This window comes from Bradyrhizobium erythrophlei (assembly GCF_042430365.1).
In the GTDB taxonomy this organism is placed as follows: Bacteria; Pseudomonadota; Alphaproteobacteria; order Rhizobiales; family Xanthobacteraceae; genus Bradyrhizobium; species Bradyrhizobium erythrophlei.
In genome coordinates this window covers 14,275-28,750 of the sequence record NZ_JBHMET010000040.1, presented here as the reverse complement: position 1 = coordinate 28,750, position 14,476 = coordinate 14,275, and the positions used below count along the sequence as shown (strand labels likewise).

At 59.3% G+C, this 14,476-nt stretch carries 14 protein-coding genes and 1 pseudogene; 6 read left to right on the top strand and 9 right to left on the bottom strand.

Going from position 1 to position 14,476, the window contains the following annotated elements; translation table 11 throughout:
- The first annotated feature begins 376 nt into the window (after positions 1 to 376).
- Positions 377 to 868, top strand: coding sequence for a hypothetical protein (locus ACFFWD_RS07010; RefSeq protein ID WP_376962823.1), 492 nt, complete (start codon positions 377 to 379; stop codon positions 866 to 868).
- A 51-nt stretch (positions 869 to 919) separates the two neighbouring features.
- Positions 920 to 2,182, top strand: a complete 1,263-nt coding sequence (ftsZ, locus tag ACFFWD_RS07005; RefSeq protein WP_376962821.1) for a cell division protein FtsZ — start codon at positions 920 to 922, stop codon at positions 2,180 to 2,182.
- Between the two features lie 189 nt (positions 2,183 to 2,371).
- Here the strand turns inward: ftsZ and ACFFWD_RS07000 are convergent, their stop codons facing one another.
- The 4 genes from ACFFWD_RS07000 to ACFFWD_RS06985 form a co-directional block, all read right to left on the bottom strand.
- Entirely contained in the window at positions 2,372 to 2,917 is a 546-nt protein-coding gene (locus ACFFWD_RS07000) for a hypothetical protein (protein ID WP_376962819.1), read from the bottom strand.
- Positions 2,918 to 3,226: 309 nt separating this feature from the next.
- Positions 3,227 to 3,583: a hypothetical protein gene (locus tag ACFFWD_RS06995; RefSeq protein ID WP_376962817.1), complete on the bottom strand. Its 357-nt coding sequence runs from the start codon at positions 3,581 to 3,583 to the stop codon at positions 3,227 to 3,229.
- Positions 3,584 to 3,592: 9 nt separating this feature from the next.
- Positions 3,593 to 3,769 carry a hypothetical protein gene (locus tag ACFFWD_RS06990; protein ID WP_376962816.1) on the bottom strand — a complete coding sequence of 59 codons (177 nt, stop codon included), beginning with the start codon at positions 3,767 to 3,769 and terminating at the stop codon, positions 3,593 to 3,595.
- A gap of 420 nt (positions 3,770 to 4,189) precedes the next feature.
- Positions 4,190 to 4,408: an LLM class oxidoreductase gene (locus ACFFWD_RS06985; protein WP_376962814.1), complete on the bottom strand. Its 219-nt coding sequence runs from the start codon at positions 4,406 to 4,408 to the stop codon at positions 4,190 to 4,192.
- 144 nt (positions 4,409 to 4,552) lie between these two features.
- On the opposite strand from ACFFWD_RS06985, the gene ACFFWD_RS06980 reads away from it, so the two are divergent.
- Positions 4,553 to 4,999 (top strand): hypothetical protein, encoded by a 447-nt coding sequence (locus ACFFWD_RS06980; RefSeq protein WP_376962812.1) that lies wholly within the window; start codon positions 4,553 to 4,555, stop codon positions 4,997 to 4,999.
- Between the two features lie 3 nt (positions 5,000 to 5,002).
- Here ACFFWD_RS06980 and ACFFWD_RS06975 read toward each other — a convergent pair whose 3' ends face one another.
- From ACFFWD_RS06975 to ACFFWD_RS06965, 4 genes and pseudogenes are all read right to left on the bottom strand, one after another.
- Entirely contained in the window at positions 5,003 to 5,692 is a 690-nt protein-coding gene (locus ACFFWD_RS06975) for a tetratricopeptide repeat protein (RefSeq protein ID WP_376962810.1), read from the bottom strand.
- A 136-nt stretch (positions 5,693 to 5,828) separates the two neighbouring features.
- Positions 5,829 to 5,993: pseudogene (locus ACFFWD_RS45235) on the bottom strand (DUF7674 family protein); the annotation flags it as partial.
- Positions 5,994 to 6,324: 331 nt separating this feature from the next.
- A complete protein-coding gene (locus ACFFWD_RS06970; protein ID WP_376962808.1) occupies positions 6,325 to 6,699 on the bottom strand; it encodes a T6SS amidase immunity protein Tai4 family protein in 375 nt (124 codons plus the stop codon).
- Between the two features lie 762 nt (positions 6,700 to 7,461).
- Positions 7,462 to 7,647, bottom strand: coding sequence for a hypothetical protein (locus ACFFWD_RS06965; protein WP_376962806.1), 186 nt, complete (start codon positions 7,645 to 7,647; stop codon positions 7,462 to 7,464).
- Between the two features lie 22 nt (positions 7,648 to 7,669).
- On the opposite strand from ACFFWD_RS06965, the gene ACFFWD_RS06960 reads away from it, so the two are divergent.
- Entirely contained in the window at positions 7,670 to 7,951 is a 282-nt protein-coding gene (locus ACFFWD_RS06960; RefSeq protein WP_376962804.1) for an ARPP-1 family domain-containing protein, read from the top strand.
- Positions 7,952 to 8,012: 61 nt separating this feature from the next.
- Here ACFFWD_RS06960 and ACFFWD_RS06955 read toward each other — a convergent pair whose 3' ends face one another.
- Complete coding sequence (locus ACFFWD_RS06955; RefSeq protein WP_376962802.1) at positions 8,013 to 8,948, bottom strand: MORN repeat-containing protein; 936 nt, start codon at positions 8,946 to 8,948, stop codon at positions 8,013 to 8,015.
- Between the two features lie 1,430 nt (positions 8,949 to 10,378).
- Between ACFFWD_RS06955 and ACFFWD_RS06950 the strand changes: the two genes are divergently transcribed.
- The gene (locus ACFFWD_RS06950; protein WP_376962800.1) at positions 10,379 to 10,852 is read left to right on the top strand and encodes a tetratricopeptide repeat protein; all 474 of its coding nucleotides are present in this window, start codon (positions 10,379 to 10,381) and stop codon (positions 10,850 to 10,852) included.
- A 46-nt stretch (positions 10,853 to 10,898) separates the two neighbouring features.
- Complete coding sequence (locus ACFFWD_RS06945; RefSeq protein ID WP_376962798.1) at positions 10,899 to 13,667, top strand: PDZ domain-containing protein; 2,769 nt, start codon at positions 10,899 to 10,901, stop codon at positions 13,665 to 13,667.
- Positions 13,668 to 14,476 lie beyond the last annotated feature (809 nt).

Below are 14,476 nucleotides of genomic sequence, written 5' to 3'. Positions count from 1 at the left end.
ATCCGCATGCCACGTTCTGTGGGAACCGGGGGCGGGCGACCGCCTCCGGTGACCCGGTGGATGTGGAAACGGAGCCAAGGGTGAACCATTAAGGCACCGCCAGACGAAAGAGGCGGCAAACAGATATGTTCAGCCTACCGCCACCGCGCCACATCTCGACTCTACCCATACGGACGAGTGCCGGCGTTCGTCAGCATGTCGGCTGTCGAGGGTAGACCGGAATAACCGGACTGCAGCCGAATAAGACCCGAATGACCCGAAGCGCAAGCGGCGCTCGCGCGTTAACCGTCCATTAACCAACGCAGCCTAGCCTGCTGTCATCGTCCAGTCATCATCAGCCCAAAATGCTGCCCGGTTCGTTCCAGGAGAACAGCCGATGTCCGTTGAGTCGCTGACGTATGCTGATCTAGGTGCCCACCTGAAAATCTCGCGAGAGGCAGCTCGTTCGCTTGCCAGACGACCCCGGTTGCCGCGCTCGCGTTCGGATGATGGCCAAACCTGGGTGAGCGTTGATTTCTCCGAACTGCGGTATACGCCCCGCCCACGACGTGGTCGCCAGGCAGACCGCATCGCCGCCTCCAAGGCAAAGATCGAGGCATTGAAGGCGGAGATCGCGCGGCTCGAGGCAACGGCAGCCGACTACAACGCAGATTTCGAGCGCGAGCGCTCCGATCGCCTGGCGATTGAGCTGCTGCAGGCGGCTGCCGAGACGATGGCAGCCAATGAGTGGGCGGCGCGATTGGAAGATGAAGTGGCGGCTCTGCAGACCGGTCGCCGAGCTGGCGGCTCGATCGCGGGACAAGCCGCGCTTCGATTGGGACATCTGGCCGCAGCCATCGTGGAAGTAGACCGCGCGGCTTGCAGGTAGCACTCGGTACTCTCTCCATCCCTAGCTTGCCGGAGCAGCCGCGAGGAAAAAATGACTGGCATCACTGAGATTCGCGAGATGAAGGCGCGCATTGTCGTGTTTGGGGTCGGCGGCGCCGGCGGCAATGCCGTCAACAACATGATCGAGGCCGGGCTGCAAGGCGTCGATTTCATCGTCGCCAATACCGACGCGCAGGCGCTCACGAGTTCGAAGGCCAGGCGCACCATCCAGTTGGGTAGCCATGTGACCCGAGGCCTTGGCGCCGGCTCGCAGCCCGACGTGGGGCGCGCGGCAGCCGAAGAGGCAATCGATACGATCCGCGATCATTTGACCGGCGCACACATGGTGTTCGTTACTGCCGGCATGGGCGGCGGTACCGGCACCGGGGCGGCACCCATTGTCGCCAGGACTGCGCGCGAGCTTGGCATTCTCACCATCGGCGTGGTCACCAAGCCGTTTTACTTCGAGGGCCAGCGCCGCATGCGCTTTGCCGAAGCCGGTATCGAGGAGCTGCTGAAGGTGGTCGACACCCTGCTGATCATCCCGAACCAGAACCTGTTTCGGGTGGCCAGCGAGAAGACCACATTCGCTGATGCCTTCGCCCTTGCCGATCAGGTGCTTTATTCGGGTGTGGCTTGCATCAGCGACCTTATCGTCAAGGAAGGTCTGATCAATCTCGATTTTGCCGACGTTCTCTCCGTAATGCGCGAGAAGGGCAAGGCCATGATGGGAAGGGGCGAGGCTTCCGGCGAGAAGCGCGTGCTCGCCGCCGCCGTGGCCGCAATTTCCAATCCGTTGATCGAGAACCCCTCGATCAAGCGGGCCAGTGGCCTTATCATCTCCATCACCGGCGGCAACGACCTGATGCTGTTCGAAGTCGACGAAGCGGCTACCCGCATTCGCGAAGAGGCCGACCCGGACGCCAACATCATCGTCGGCGCGTCCTTTGATGAAAGCCTTGAAGGTATCGTCCGCGTCTCGGTGGTGGCGACCGGAATCGATAATCTCGACCCGGCGCGCCAGACGCAAGCGGTGGAAAGCTCACTCGCGCAACTTGCCGGCAGGCTGCGCAATGACAGCCGTCGCATCGCCGACCGGATCGAGAGAGGTGCACCGCTCCCGCAATTGGAGAATCCGCCGCTCCGCCCGATGGCCCGTCACCCTGACGGGCAACCGGCAAGGCCGAATTCGGAATATGCGCGCCATGCGGCTCCAAATGGCCTCGATCCGTACGGCCGCTCCTCTCCTGTACGCAATTCGACAGACGAAAACATTCTCGATATCCCGGCCTTCCTGCGCCGCACGGCCAACTGAGTCGTCGTAAGAACCAGAGTTACTCGTCTCCAAATCCCGGAAATGGACCGCTGCTACGCGACTTCAAAGAGTCCGCGTGCTCGACGCATGCCTGTAGGCATGCTGGCGTTGACGACGGGAATTTCATCGGCAAATTCCGGACGTCAGATCTGCAGACGAGCTTCTTGAGGTGCGCAGCGCGCCGATCATTCACGCTGCCGTGCTGCGCGGGTTCTCCGCTGTTGCTTTTTTTTCCGCCTCCTTGTTGCGAGACAGCCATGCTGGAAAACGAAGCAGGCGATCATTGTTATCTTTGGGCGGTTCGCTGGGTGCCGCATTGGCTGAGCACGGGAGGTCCAGTGCAGCGTGTCGGACTCGCACCGCATCCGCGCGTTGATCCAGTTCGCGCAACAGGGGATCGATTACGCTATCGATTTCGGTCGCCACCGATACTAGAAAACCATTAAGCTCGCGAGCTTCGGGCATGACTGCCGCAGCCGGCTCGATCGCCTCGCAGAGCCCATCGATGACAGGCGCAAGCGCGCTGGCGGCTTGTTTGATTCGCTTTTTTATCGCTTCGATCTCGCCCAAAGCGCGATCACGCTCCCGCCGGTTTTTTTCCTCGGAAAGGCGGGCTTCAATTTCGGCGATCTGAGCCGTCAGTGTCGTGGCTTCGGATGTAAGTGCATCGCGTCTTCCGCGCGCACGGTCCAGATCGCGGCTGAGATTGTCCACTAAGTCGTCCTTTCCGAACATTGCTTTGCTCCGTAGGACAGCCGTAGCGCGCCCCGCCAGCCTGGCAAGCGAACGAAAGGCTGGATCGGCCGAAACAGGCATCAACTTCGGTCGCGTCGCAGGGCCGACATGGTGATCCCCCAATCGTTCACATTAGGCGACCGCATGGTTAACAAGTGGTTAATTTCAACAGGGATGCGGTAATAGGGCCGCGGATGCGATCGAAAATGCGGGAAGCTTGCGACGGCTCGCAAGCCGAAATCCTCAATTCGACCTCCCGTTCTCAGCCGCCGCAGGCGCATTCGCGGGCGGCGAGGCTCGACGCCTCGTCTACCGCTGTTCAACCCTGGTGCGCCACAGGGCATCGAAACTATTCTGGTTTGTCGGCGCCCATTCTTCGAAACCGATCGGATCGCTAGGCTTCTCTATGAGGGCGCTTGCAAGCTCTTCAGTGGGACGCGGCTGGGTCGAAACCTGCGCAGGCCACTCCAATAATGATTTTGAAAGCTTGGGCTTGCCTTCGTACCAGCATTTTCGTCCGTCGATGAGGCGCCAAGACCAATACTCGCGCGGATTTGGTGGCACCGCGGCACTGCATTGTTGTTTCGTCTGCGCAGTCGGCGCTCCAATTAATAAGAAAGTAGCGATGCAAGCGGCCAAAGGGATAAATGGAAATTGTTTCGTCATCCGAAGCACTCAGAGACTACTTCGTTGCCGCAATCGGCTTACGGCAACGACCAAATCGGGCCGCTCAAGAACCTCAACCAACTTGTCGAGGATGCGCTCACTGTCGTGGGGGCGGGGCTGAAGGTATTCGTCCAATATGCACAGGGCTTCGCTGACGGCCTGAAGAGCCAACTGTTGATCGGTCATCGCTTCTTACCCATTCGAATGGCTGGGGTGCCCCGAGCCAAGAAGGCTGAAAGATCAAGTCGTCTTTTGGACTTATCCCATCAAATTTTATTTCAATGCGAGCCTTGCCTCACAAATCAGGGCTCTCCGGTTTGGTTTGCGAAGATAGGCAACCACCAGAGGCTCGCGCTTTAGGCCACGGATACCAAAAATTCAGCGGAAAGCGGTCGGGGGGAACGTAGGTAGCGCTCCCCCGCTACCAGCGCCACGATGATGCGACCGCGCTCGCTGGATCGTAGCGGTCAGGTGCCTCAGGCGCGAAGTTTGCGTTAGCCATCGACCGGCGCAGGGGCCAGACTGTTTCTGAGAGTTGACCTTTTCACGACGATGATGCGGCTCGGCTGTGGGGCCAGAAGCGGACATCAGCGGAGTTGAGGCGATTCACCTCAAGTCCGGCAGAACCAGATCAGCGATGGCTGCCAGTTTCTCGCGCGGTGGGATCCCTGAGGGGAGGAGGGTGAGCATCACGTGATGTACGCCGTCATCCCGCATTGCCTTTAATATCTCCGTGAGCTCCCGCGCGCCGGTGCGATACCCAAGATCAATCGGGATCGCCGGGGCGAGCGGATCATTCAGCAGCTCGATGCGTAGTGTCGCCAAGGACGCGTCCTCGTGGTGATCGAATGGCTGGAGAAGGCGCCCCGAGATAGTCCTTGCGGACTATGGCGTGCGGCTTGCTGATCGGGCGCTCCGGCTTAGGATGGCGAGGATCCATCGAGAGATTGCCAGATGATGTCTGATCGCATGAAAGTCCCAACACTGCTGTACGCCGTTGCCTTCGCCATTGCGGTCGGCATGCTGCATCATCCTGCACTGGCGCAAGCCAACGATCTCGCACCGGACCAGCGCGCGCAGCTGAAGGCGGACATCGCGCGCGTGCCTTCCGACCTGCGTGGGCGGTTCGAGACGCGCTTTCGTGCGTGGAAACATAGCTGGCGGCGAAAGAACATTCTGTTCAGCTCGAACTCGAAGGAGGTCCGCACGCCCGCCGAGTTTCGCGCTCTGGTGTCGCTCGGGCCGGGGATCCTTCCGCTCCTCGTCGACAGGTTCATCCGGCGGGACGAATTTCCGGCGCTGCAGGCGTATGACGCGCTGCAAGACCGGCCCGAGCTGCGCGTCGATCCGCAGGCCGTTCCGAGCGAGCAGCAGCGAGCGCTCGAGACGGCGCGACGCTGGCTCGGCCGGTCGTAAGTGCTACTTCTTCGTCTGATAGACCGTACCCGTTGGCTGGCCGACCTGGCCCAGCTTGGATTTGACGTCGGCGGCATGCACGCCGTTCGGCTCTAGCGCGAGATATTCTTGCAGCGCCTGCACGGAGGCTTCAGGTGCGACCATCTTGCCGTCCTGCACCGTGGCCTCTCTAAACAGCGCCGAACCCTTGATGAAGTAGGCGTCAGCCTTAGCGGGATCGGTAGCGATCGCCTTGTCGCAGGCGGCCACGGCCTCCGGCATACGTGCCTTGCTGTACATCATTGCGCAGGTGTTAAAGTCCGCGTTTGCGTATGCCTTGGCCGCCTCGTCCGGCTTGTTCAGCTTCAGAAGGATATCGCCTTGTGTCCGCAACAGGCTCCCGAGCGCGAGCCACGCCCTGTCCTTCCCTGGCGGAAGCATGCCGCCGACACCCTTGCGGGCGTAACCAATCGCCTTGTTGCAAGACTCCAGAGCATCTTCATAGTGCCCCTGGGCGGACTGGGCGGCGATCAGTTTCTCCTGCAGATCCCAATTGACCGGAACGAACGGCACGAGTTGCTTGAGGACGGTCTCGGCTTCCGGCCATTTTTTCGCGACGAATGCGGCTCTGGCCTTCGCGGCGAGCGCCGCGTTGTCCGCCACTGCGATTGCAGGTGAGAGCGACAAGATCAGCGCAGCCAGCACAACCCTCATGCAATGTCTCCTGCCTTTCGGTTATCACGAACCCAAACGGGAAAAGCTTCCTTCATTTTATGCGCGATGCATTGCCGGCGCCAGCCGCCGCCGGCTGGCTTTGGAGCCCATCGGACGTGACGGCGCCACGGATATGTTAGGGCACAGGCCGATGAATTCCGCTAGCGTCATGAAAATTTTCGTAAAGCCGCTTCAATGCATTGGGCAACATCTGCCACGCCCAAAGATACGAATGGTGCGGCGTGACGAAGTCGAGCGGCTCGACGAACGATAGATCGATAGCATTCCTGACCCTCTCGCCGCCTTCGCTGTAGCCTGTCTAGTCCAGCGCAAAGCAGCGCGCGAGCGTTTCGCGGTCGCCGTCGAAGATCGCCCGCTGCGCAGAACGGCGCAGCACATCGATCTCGAATTGGAGCTGTCCCTTTTTGCTGATTGAGCGTGCCTTTGAGCGCAGGCAAACGCTCTTAGAGCAGCTTCAGAAATCTACTTCTATCCATCACCCGAGTCGGCCTGTTGGGGTTGCTTGACATGCATATAGCGATGAGCGGCGATGCAATCGAATGTTGGGTGTATGAGATAGCCGTCCGTGGGTTCAAGCAGTGAGGCAATGCGATTGATCCAATAGCCGCAAATTACCTTTTGCCGTACTTCTTGGCCAATTGATCGAGTTCCTTGCTGTGAAAGAGGTCAATGCATCTCATCAAGGTAAGTCTTTCGCCGGATTTGCTTTGATAGTCCCTTGCCAAGAATTGTTTGCCGAGCGAGGTGGCTTCCTCATATGCCTCGAAAGCCAGGCTACCAAGCTCCAGGTAGCCACCTGCCGTGGCCAGACCATCCTTCACCACCTCATCAGACTTGTAGCCGTTGGCTATGCAGGTGCTCAACGCAAAATTCTTGAGATATTGTGCGGGAGAGTATTCGACGCGAACGTTGGCGTCCTTGGCGCCAATTGTCGTTGGTACAATCAGGAACAAAATCTGAGCGAATATTTTGGATTTGCTATGCATGTTAGAGTCTCGATTGCCGGCAGGAAGCAAGGTTATCTATTTCGCCGCTTGAAGCGTCGGTCCAGATCCGGGTAATTCAGCCGTCTTCGCTCATACCGAGAAGATAGCGATTGCGCGCTCATCGAACAGTTCTCATCATGACCGATGCCAAGCTCCTCTGTTGCTTCAGACGGACGCGGTCTGCCTTTTGTCTGTTTTTCTTCACCGGATTACTCGCAGGTTAATGATACGATTGACCTCGCGGCCGGCACGATCCGGCCTGTCGGGGTCAGGAAGGGAAAATCGATGTGGGGCACGATCTGGGAAAGGTCCCAATTCATCTTCGGCCTGCTCATCATTGTCGGGATTCCGGGCATCTTCGCTTATTTCTTGCTGTTCAAGGCCCACCATTCGAACTACCCCTCTGGCCAGCAGAGGCATTGGCATCGTGGTCCTCGCCGGTATCCTGAAGGTTGCGGCGACCGTCCTTTCCGATCACGGGCTCCGCCTTGAGGACGAGTCTTATCTCAACTATGCGCTCGGTGTCTTTGCCGGCATTGGCATGCTGCTGATGATGGCTGGCTTCGGCGCAGGGCCGAGTTCGCCTTCCGGGACGATCGGCCCTACGAGCGGTTCGAACCGCCGCAGGCGAAGATAGTTCTGAGCACGGTTCGTCCGGAAATTGCGAGCGGGAGACTGGCCTGATCGCAGCAAGCCGTTCGAGTGGGTGATCGCCGGTGCGGCACGACCAAGTCGCCGTGCCAGTTCGACGGCATCGTGGGATCAGTTGACGAATTGCGAGCGGTAGACTGCGTTGATTTCGGCGAGCCGCTGCGACAGGCGCTCGGCAGTTGCGACCTCGCCGAGACGGTGCGCCAGCGCGATCGCGTCGTGAAGGAATTCCTTGGCGTCGCTGTAGCGCGCCGCCAGCGCCGAGCCGGCGGGCGCGTGGTACGTCTTTGCGGTCAATGGCAAGATCAACAGTGCGGACGTGTATCCGTCGAATGGTCTCTTCAGGAAGATGTGGCCGAAACTGCTGCGGGCCAGCGTCACCGAAGCGATCAGCGAGCGCGACGGCAAAGCGGCGCCGGCGCCATCGACCGACGCCGTCAGCGGCTTCATTGCCGAGGCGGAGAAATCGAAGACCGTCGAAACGCGGAAAGAGCAAACCCTGATAGGTGTCAGGGAAAATGCCAAGGTGATGTCACTTGTATCGCGCCCGGCCGCCGCGGCCCCCGAGGCATGGGTCCATCGCAGCTACATCGCAAAATGACGGGGATAGGGCGATCACACGTGAGCAGGAGGTTCCTCGTCAGCCCTGTCGGATCCTGCGATCAGCCACCATCACCGATGAGCCGGCCATCCTGCCAATGGCCGGCCGTTTCGGTCCCGTCCGGTATGATCTCGACACCAAAGCCATGGCGCTCGCCCTTTTGCCACTGGCCCTCGTAGCGGGCGCCGCTCGCCCATGTATAGACGCCATAGCCGTCTCGTTTCGATTCCTTGAAGCCGCCTTCATAGCGGTCGCCGTCCGCCGCAACCTGACGGCCGCATTTGTCGAAGCCGAGGAGTCCATGGATGCGCGCCTGCTTGGCAAACAGCTGCGCGACTCGCGCCTTAACCGGAAGGTTGTCGCGCCCGATCCGCTCGTGGTTTTCTCTTCGGTATGGCCTCCAGCGGTCCCAGTACAAATCCGACAGCACACCGAAAACGATACCGATGCCCACGAACTGCGCGAGCGTGAACCAACCTGAATCGGGCCCATATTCGGGAAAGACGGTTAGGCGCGCTAATTCGATCAACGCGTCGCAAATCACCCATCCGGCGATGGCGAGCGCCATGCCGCCGATATAGAAGAGGATCAGCCGCGCAAGCGACAGTTCGAACGACTTGACCGCGGCTTTGTAGGATTCCTGCAGGATCACAACGACGAATCCGAAGGCCATGACGGAACGCCAGCCCTGAAAATCGCCGCCGATGATCGGCAGAGCTAAAAGGAGTCCGAGCGCAAGGCTGATCACCAGAAAGAGCCACCGGGTATACTTTATCTTGCTGGCATAGCCGAGTATTGGCGCAATGACGCGATTGTCGCGGGCGGCCGTCCAGAGACTGGTGCCGTCGTCTCGTACTTGCGAAGAGGGTTCGATGATGCCGTCCAGGACTGTCGCCAGCAGATCGACCTTGCAGGTGAGCTTGGCCGGCGATTTGCTCGGAGTAATGTACCAGACCGGATGAAATGCGGTGCCGTCGGATGGCGGGCGCTGAGTCATGGTTCTTTCAACGTATCGGCGCTGACTCAGCGGCGAATACCGCCGCGGGTCAGATTGGAAGGAGTGGGTGAACCTAGTTCACCGCTCGGGAAATTGCGAGCACACGGCGGCCTCGATCGAGCAATATACTGCGGAAGGTGGTTTGAAGTACGCCACGGCCCTCTAAATGCTCCCCGTTTGGAACGCATTAATTCGTCTCGCACGGGCCCTCGGCGATGATCTCAGCGCCGGCGGCCCGGGCAAAGCATGCGTTGGAGAAAGTCCTGGTGACGTGGCCGATGCGTCCGCACACGGGGGCATATTGCTCAGTGCAGGCGGTCGGGGGTCGGGGGGCGGGCATGACCTGGCTCAATTCGGTCCCTGTCGCTCTGGCGGTATCCTTGATCGGAGTCAGGGAGGGTGAGGCCGAAGCAGCATAGACAGCCAAGACTGCGGCAAATGCGATGGCCATGACAAGTTCTCCAAATGCGAACCCGTTGTTGAATTGAACAAGGATGGGCGCTGCGATGGTGGGGCGGATCGCAGCTCCCGTCCGCGCCGACCGGACGCTTGGGGAGAGCGAAAGCCGGCGCGCGGCGCCTCAGCGAGGAGCAGCAGCAGGCGATCTGACGGTCGTGGTGGAGACCGGTGTGGAGGGAGGCGTCGGGGGCGCGGGCGGCAGAGTAAGTCCATATTGACCAACGAAGTTTTGGACGCGCTCCCGCGGTCCTCCCGTTCCGTTGTGTTGCGCGGCGCTCTGGGCGAGGGCGACCGAAGTGGTTACTCCAAGCACCGCGGTGGCAAAGGCAATGGCGACGAGTTTCATGGTGGTGACCGTCCTATCAGGTTGGATTCAATCCGGCTCGCCGGGCGTTTCGGCCCGACAATGACTTTGACGGACAGCTGGAATTTTTTTGCCGGAGAATTCTTTGAACGATGCGAGAGGGCGTGGGGTGCCCTGTCGGATGGCTCAGCTGTCAGTGATGAGCGGCGCATCGAGGCGAGTGCGGCTAGCTTCGGCGGTTGGCATCGCAACGACACCCGGGATTCCTAGAGCCGGTCGCGGTCTCCGGCTCAGCACTGCCGGACGTCTGATTCGGCTCGGGCCGTCCATGTCGCTATTTACAAATCCGGCAGGAGCCGAAGTCGCTCCGTGATCGGCTCAAAAAAGACTTCCGGCGAGGCTTGCGTCGCTCACTGAAACCGTCAAAACTTAGTTGCTTTGACTAAAGCGTGCAGCCGCGGAGCCAACCGCGCCGGTTTCGTTACATCAAATATTTTCATTAAATATTTTCATTGCGAGGCTCTTCGAAACGACTCACACGCCCGTCTAAGATTCTGAGAGGTCGGAAGAGCCGCGGTTTGATAGCGGGAAGGCTTATCCGTTCGTTCGAAAGTCACCACCACCGTTCACGTCTAGGATCTTCTCTACAGTGTTAAGGGGGACGACCATGAAATCGAAAATCGCATCAGCAATTCTCATTCTGGCAGGCACCACATCGATTGCTTCGAATTGCTTCGCACAAAGCAGCGCGGCGATCAAATGCAACAGCAAAGTGCCGGCAGACGTCATTGCCGGCTGCACAGCCATTATCAACGCCGGCACCGAGAGCCCGCAACATCTGGCGATGGCTTATTCTTACCGGGGTAACGTCTATAACGACCAGCACCAATATGCCAAAGCGATTTCGGACTTCTCGAATACGATCCGTCTGGCTCCGAGCCCGGTCGGCTACTTCAACCGTGGCGTCGCCTATGGGGTGAGCAACCAGCTTGACAAGGCCATTGACGACTTCACGCACGCAGTCACCTTGAATCCCAAGTACGCTCGCGCCTATCTCGATCGCGGACGCATTTATCAGATGAAGGGTGACACCGCGAACGCCGAAAAGGACTTCGCAATGGCAAAATCGCTCGGAATGTGACGTCGGCGCCATATGTTTGACCGTAATCTTCGCGACGAGATTTGCCATGATGCTCTCGCACGGCGTATCGACGGCGTTTATCGCGGTCGTAGCCACCCTCGCGGCTTGTCTTCCCATGTCGGCCCAGCAGAGGCCTGATGCCCTGGAAGCCGACAGGCTGTTGTTCGGCCCAGTCAACGGACGTCCAGGAGGGCTTTACGCGATCGAGGGGGATTACAATTTCAATGTCTTGGATTCGGTCTATTACAACCCGCAGACCAATGTCCTGTCGCTGATCGGCCACCTCGATCTGCGTTACCCCGGCCCGCCTATCCCCTATCTGCAGCACTTGTCGGCCCTGCTCACCGCCACCCGTCCGGAATTCTCGTTGCGTTGGACGCCAGCCTCCGAAACGCAGGTGGATTTGCTCCTCAAGAGGAGTCTATCGCAGACCGAGATCGCCAAGATCTCGACCCAAACGACGAACATGTTCGATGCGCAGGGTCGAGTGAACGCGATAGGAGTTAGGACCCTGACAAATTTCCGTTTGTCGCCGGTCATCGGCGGCAAGCGGCCGGCTTATCTTGGCGCCGATACGGTCCAGGGTCCGAATGGGAGCGTCATCGTGTCGGCGGTCCAGAAGGACTCGCCAGCTGCAATCGCAGGCCTGATCACCGGAGATATCGTGACGCATTTCGCTGGTCGAGTGCCGCTCGACCCCGGAGAACTTGCGCGATCGGTCCGTTTTGCCGGTGCGGGATCGAAAGTCGTCCTGACGGTTACCCGCAACGGCGCCAGCCAGAAAATTACGACGACCCTCGATCCGGATATCGACCAGTCTGCTTGGCGAGATGCCACCCGCTACGACGCGCAGGCCGCATTCTTTCGCGCCGCAGGGGAAACCACGATGGCTGCGACCGCTTATGATCTGGGGGTTTTCAACACGTTGAAGGACGACCCCGTCGCATTTCTTGCGCTTGGTCGCATTTTCGAATCCCTTGGGATACAGGCCGTCTTCACCGCTTTCCAGCAAAAGACCCGTCAGGGAGCAATCGCCCCTGCCGATTCGATTGATTTTGCGCGGAAGTTATTTGCGCGGATCGACGAGGTCTTCCGGTTCTCAGGAAGTCCAACCCTGACGGCTTTTAATTCTGCCATCTCGCGCGGAGTCGACGCAGGAAGCGCAGTCTCCGTCGGCTTTGCGGCATTCGATAAAGTCTATCCACGCAAGTTCGGGGAGTATCTCGATCGCATCATGCTACGGCCGGAGGGTGTTCAGATTCCGGCGGAAGTCATCGAATCGGTGGTCAGGATCCATCCTGAAATGGCCCCCGAGTTCATCGGCATTGGCCCTGACACACTGCTGGCCCGCGCGATGTTCGCAGGCGACTATGTCATCAAGCAAATGGCGAACCGTCCGGACCTAAAGTCCTTCATTCCCGAATATCAAACCAAGCTCGAATATGATCAGACGCATCCGGCGTCCAAGAAAACCGAATCCACCTATCGCATATGGATTTCTGTTGCGAAGGTCGATCAAGCGCCGTCGGCCGATGGCTTGAGCCTGAACATCAGGGACGCGCGACTTCAATTCAACATGCGCGAACAGCAGAACCACAGGGATCTGCCGCCAAGTCCTGGAGGCTATGAATCGAAACTGAACGCCATCATCGACCAGTTGGAGCGCTACTATCCAGTCCTGCACGAGCTGCGCGAAGCTGCCAAGCTATCCTCGGCGGCGAACTGGATACGCTCCAAGACGCCTGGCTTCCGGCTTCCGAGCGAGGGCATGGTGCGTTGGTCTGCTCCGTCGCGGGTTCCCGGCCTTGTTTTCGAATATCTGACGAGTCCCGATCCTTCGTATCTGAAGGCCAAAATTCACTGGATTGCCGAGGGCGGCGTTTCACTCGTCGTTCCGCCGGACCAGTCCCGCCCTGGTGCAGATCCGTCCATCGCGCCGGATTCCCTGATTGTCGATCCGAAGTTCTACCAGTCTGGACTCCCGGAACGTTACAAGCTGATCATCAAGGAGGTCCCCCTGCCTGATGCCTTTGTGGCGCAAAGCCGCAAGGGCCGGCAAGCAATCGAAGCTGTCACCTTGATGCTGGGGCGCGCGTCCTCGAAAGATCCCGGCTGTATCGCTGCGCGGCGCACACTCACCGATGCCGCTTCGGTCGCGCGACAACTGGATCAGACCGAACGCGCCATAAAGGTCCTGTCCCAAGACAGCCGCACCCGCACGATCGACCTTGAGCAACTGCAGTCCGACCTCACGAAAGATCGCGATGAATTCCGAAGGCGCATCACGGCTTGGATATTCTCGGCGCGATCGGAAGCACTGGGACAGCTTGAAAAGGGTCACGGCTTCTTTGGCCGGGAGTCACCGGACGTCAGTGACGGCACCAAATCGTTTCTGCGGTTGTTAAACCACGAGGCTGAGGCCACGGAAGTCGCAGGCTTCGGCCCGGACGATGAAGAGAAGCCGACCGTGCGCAAGGCAGTCTTCGAGGCTGCGATGAAGGGCTTCAAAGAATTGGCAAAGGACGCGCCCGATCCCATGACTGCGGAGGCCCCCTCCGTGCCGTCTCTGGCAAAGCCGCTGCTTGGTGCCTATTCGGATGCGAAATTTCTTACTTCCGCCCTTTTGCAGGAGGCCGCGTTTGCCAAACTTGAATTCGTCGATGATTTCAAGGTTGGGCAATTGCAGTCCGGACAGGCCGCCGAGCTGAATTCCCTGAAGGGTCAACTCCAACCGCTGCAAAGGCGGTTGTCGGATCACCTGGATGTCCTCATGAAGAGCGTTCACCAGCAAGCAGCTAATTGCCGCCCGCGCTGAGGTCAGCTCTTGCAACGGCTTGCAGCTACTGCGACAACGACGAGCACAACCAGGACGCCCGATTCCTCGCAGCCTCTAGCGGAGACGGCGGTTGATCTTTCGACATTTGGTTTGATCCGCTTGAGACCAAGCTGAGGGCGCGGGTGGCGGGTTCATCTCATCAACAGCTAGTCCGGGCAGCCCTCGACGTTGTGCCGGCCTGAGCGTTGTGGGGTCACGTCAGGTTGCTGGCACAAAGCACCATCCGCCTTCGACTGCCTTAGCGAATCTTCGAAGATCAGAGGCGCGCTGGGGAGCGGATTATCGATGCGCCTGCACGGTGGACGAGAGGCCCGTGGCGAGCATTCCGGGGCATGAACAAATTGATGCTTGCTCCTGATAGGTGCCTATTTCATGATGGCTCAGTTTTGCGACCAATGACAATTTTGACTGTTGGAAAGCCGCCATGACCGTCCGATCAAATCGTCTCGTTGCATTTTTAGTCCCGCTTATGGTCCTCGGCACCGGGGCTTCACTCGCGTCACCGGGGCCGGCCAACTCCGCTAGCAAGAATGTCGCAGCATTCTGCCCGGCGGATCCAAGCCTTGCTCTTCGGCGGGCTGGCCACACGTCAATCCATGATCGGATTGCCTTTAAATGTCGCTGCTGCGGAAGAGACGAAAATGGGCACTGCAATCATCAGTGCTGCGATTAGCATGTCTGGTTGAGGACGGCCGGACTTTCTTTTGTTCGGCCCCTGAGCCTTGGAAGCCCAAGTCGAAGTCTTGACCGCACGCCGACAGAGCCATTGAGAGAAGCAACGGCGATGA

Bases quoted from the DNA above. Each gene is read 5' to 3' on its own strand.
- ACFFWD_RS07010 (WP_376962823.1), top strand. From the start codon at position 377: ATGTCCGTTGAGTCGCTGACGTATGCTGATCTAGGTGCCCACCTGAAA.
- ftsZ (WP_376962821.1), top strand. From the start codon at position 920: ATGACTGGCATCACTGAGATTCGCGAGATGAAGGCGCGCATTGTCGTG.
- ACFFWD_RS07000 (WP_376962819.1), bottom strand. From the start codon at position 2,917: ATGTTCGGAAAGGACGACTTAGTGGACAATCTCAGCCGCGATCTGGAC.
- ACFFWD_RS06995 (WP_376962817.1), bottom strand. From the start codon at position 3,583: ATGACGAAACAATTTCCATTTATCCCTTTGGCCGCTTGCATCGCTACT.
- ACFFWD_RS06990 (WP_376962816.1), bottom strand. From the start codon at position 3,769: ATGACCGATCAACAGTTGGCTCTTCAGGCCGTCAGCGAAGCCCTGTGC.
- ACFFWD_RS06980 (WP_376962812.1), top strand. From the start codon at position 4,553: ATGAAAGTCCCAACACTGCTGTACGCCGTTGCCTTCGCCATTGCGGTC.
- ACFFWD_RS06975 (WP_376962810.1), bottom strand. From the start codon at position 5,692: ATGAGGGTTGTGCTGGCTGCGCTGATCTTGTCGCTCTCACCTGCAATC.
- ACFFWD_RS06970 (WP_376962808.1), bottom strand. From the start codon at position 6,699: ATGCATAGCAAATCCAAAATATTCGCTCAGATTTTGTTCCTGATTGTA.
- ACFFWD_RS06955 (WP_376962802.1), bottom strand. From the start codon at position 8,948: ATGACTCAGCGCCCGCCATCCGACGGCACCGCATTTCATCCGGTCTGG.
- ACFFWD_RS06950 (WP_376962800.1), top strand. From the start codon at position 10,379: ATGAAATCGAAAATCGCATCAGCAATTCTCATTCTGGCAGGCACCACA.
- ACFFWD_RS06945 (WP_376962798.1), top strand. From the start codon at position 10,899: ATGATGCTCTCGCACGGCGTATCGACGGCGTTTATCGCGGTCGTAGCC.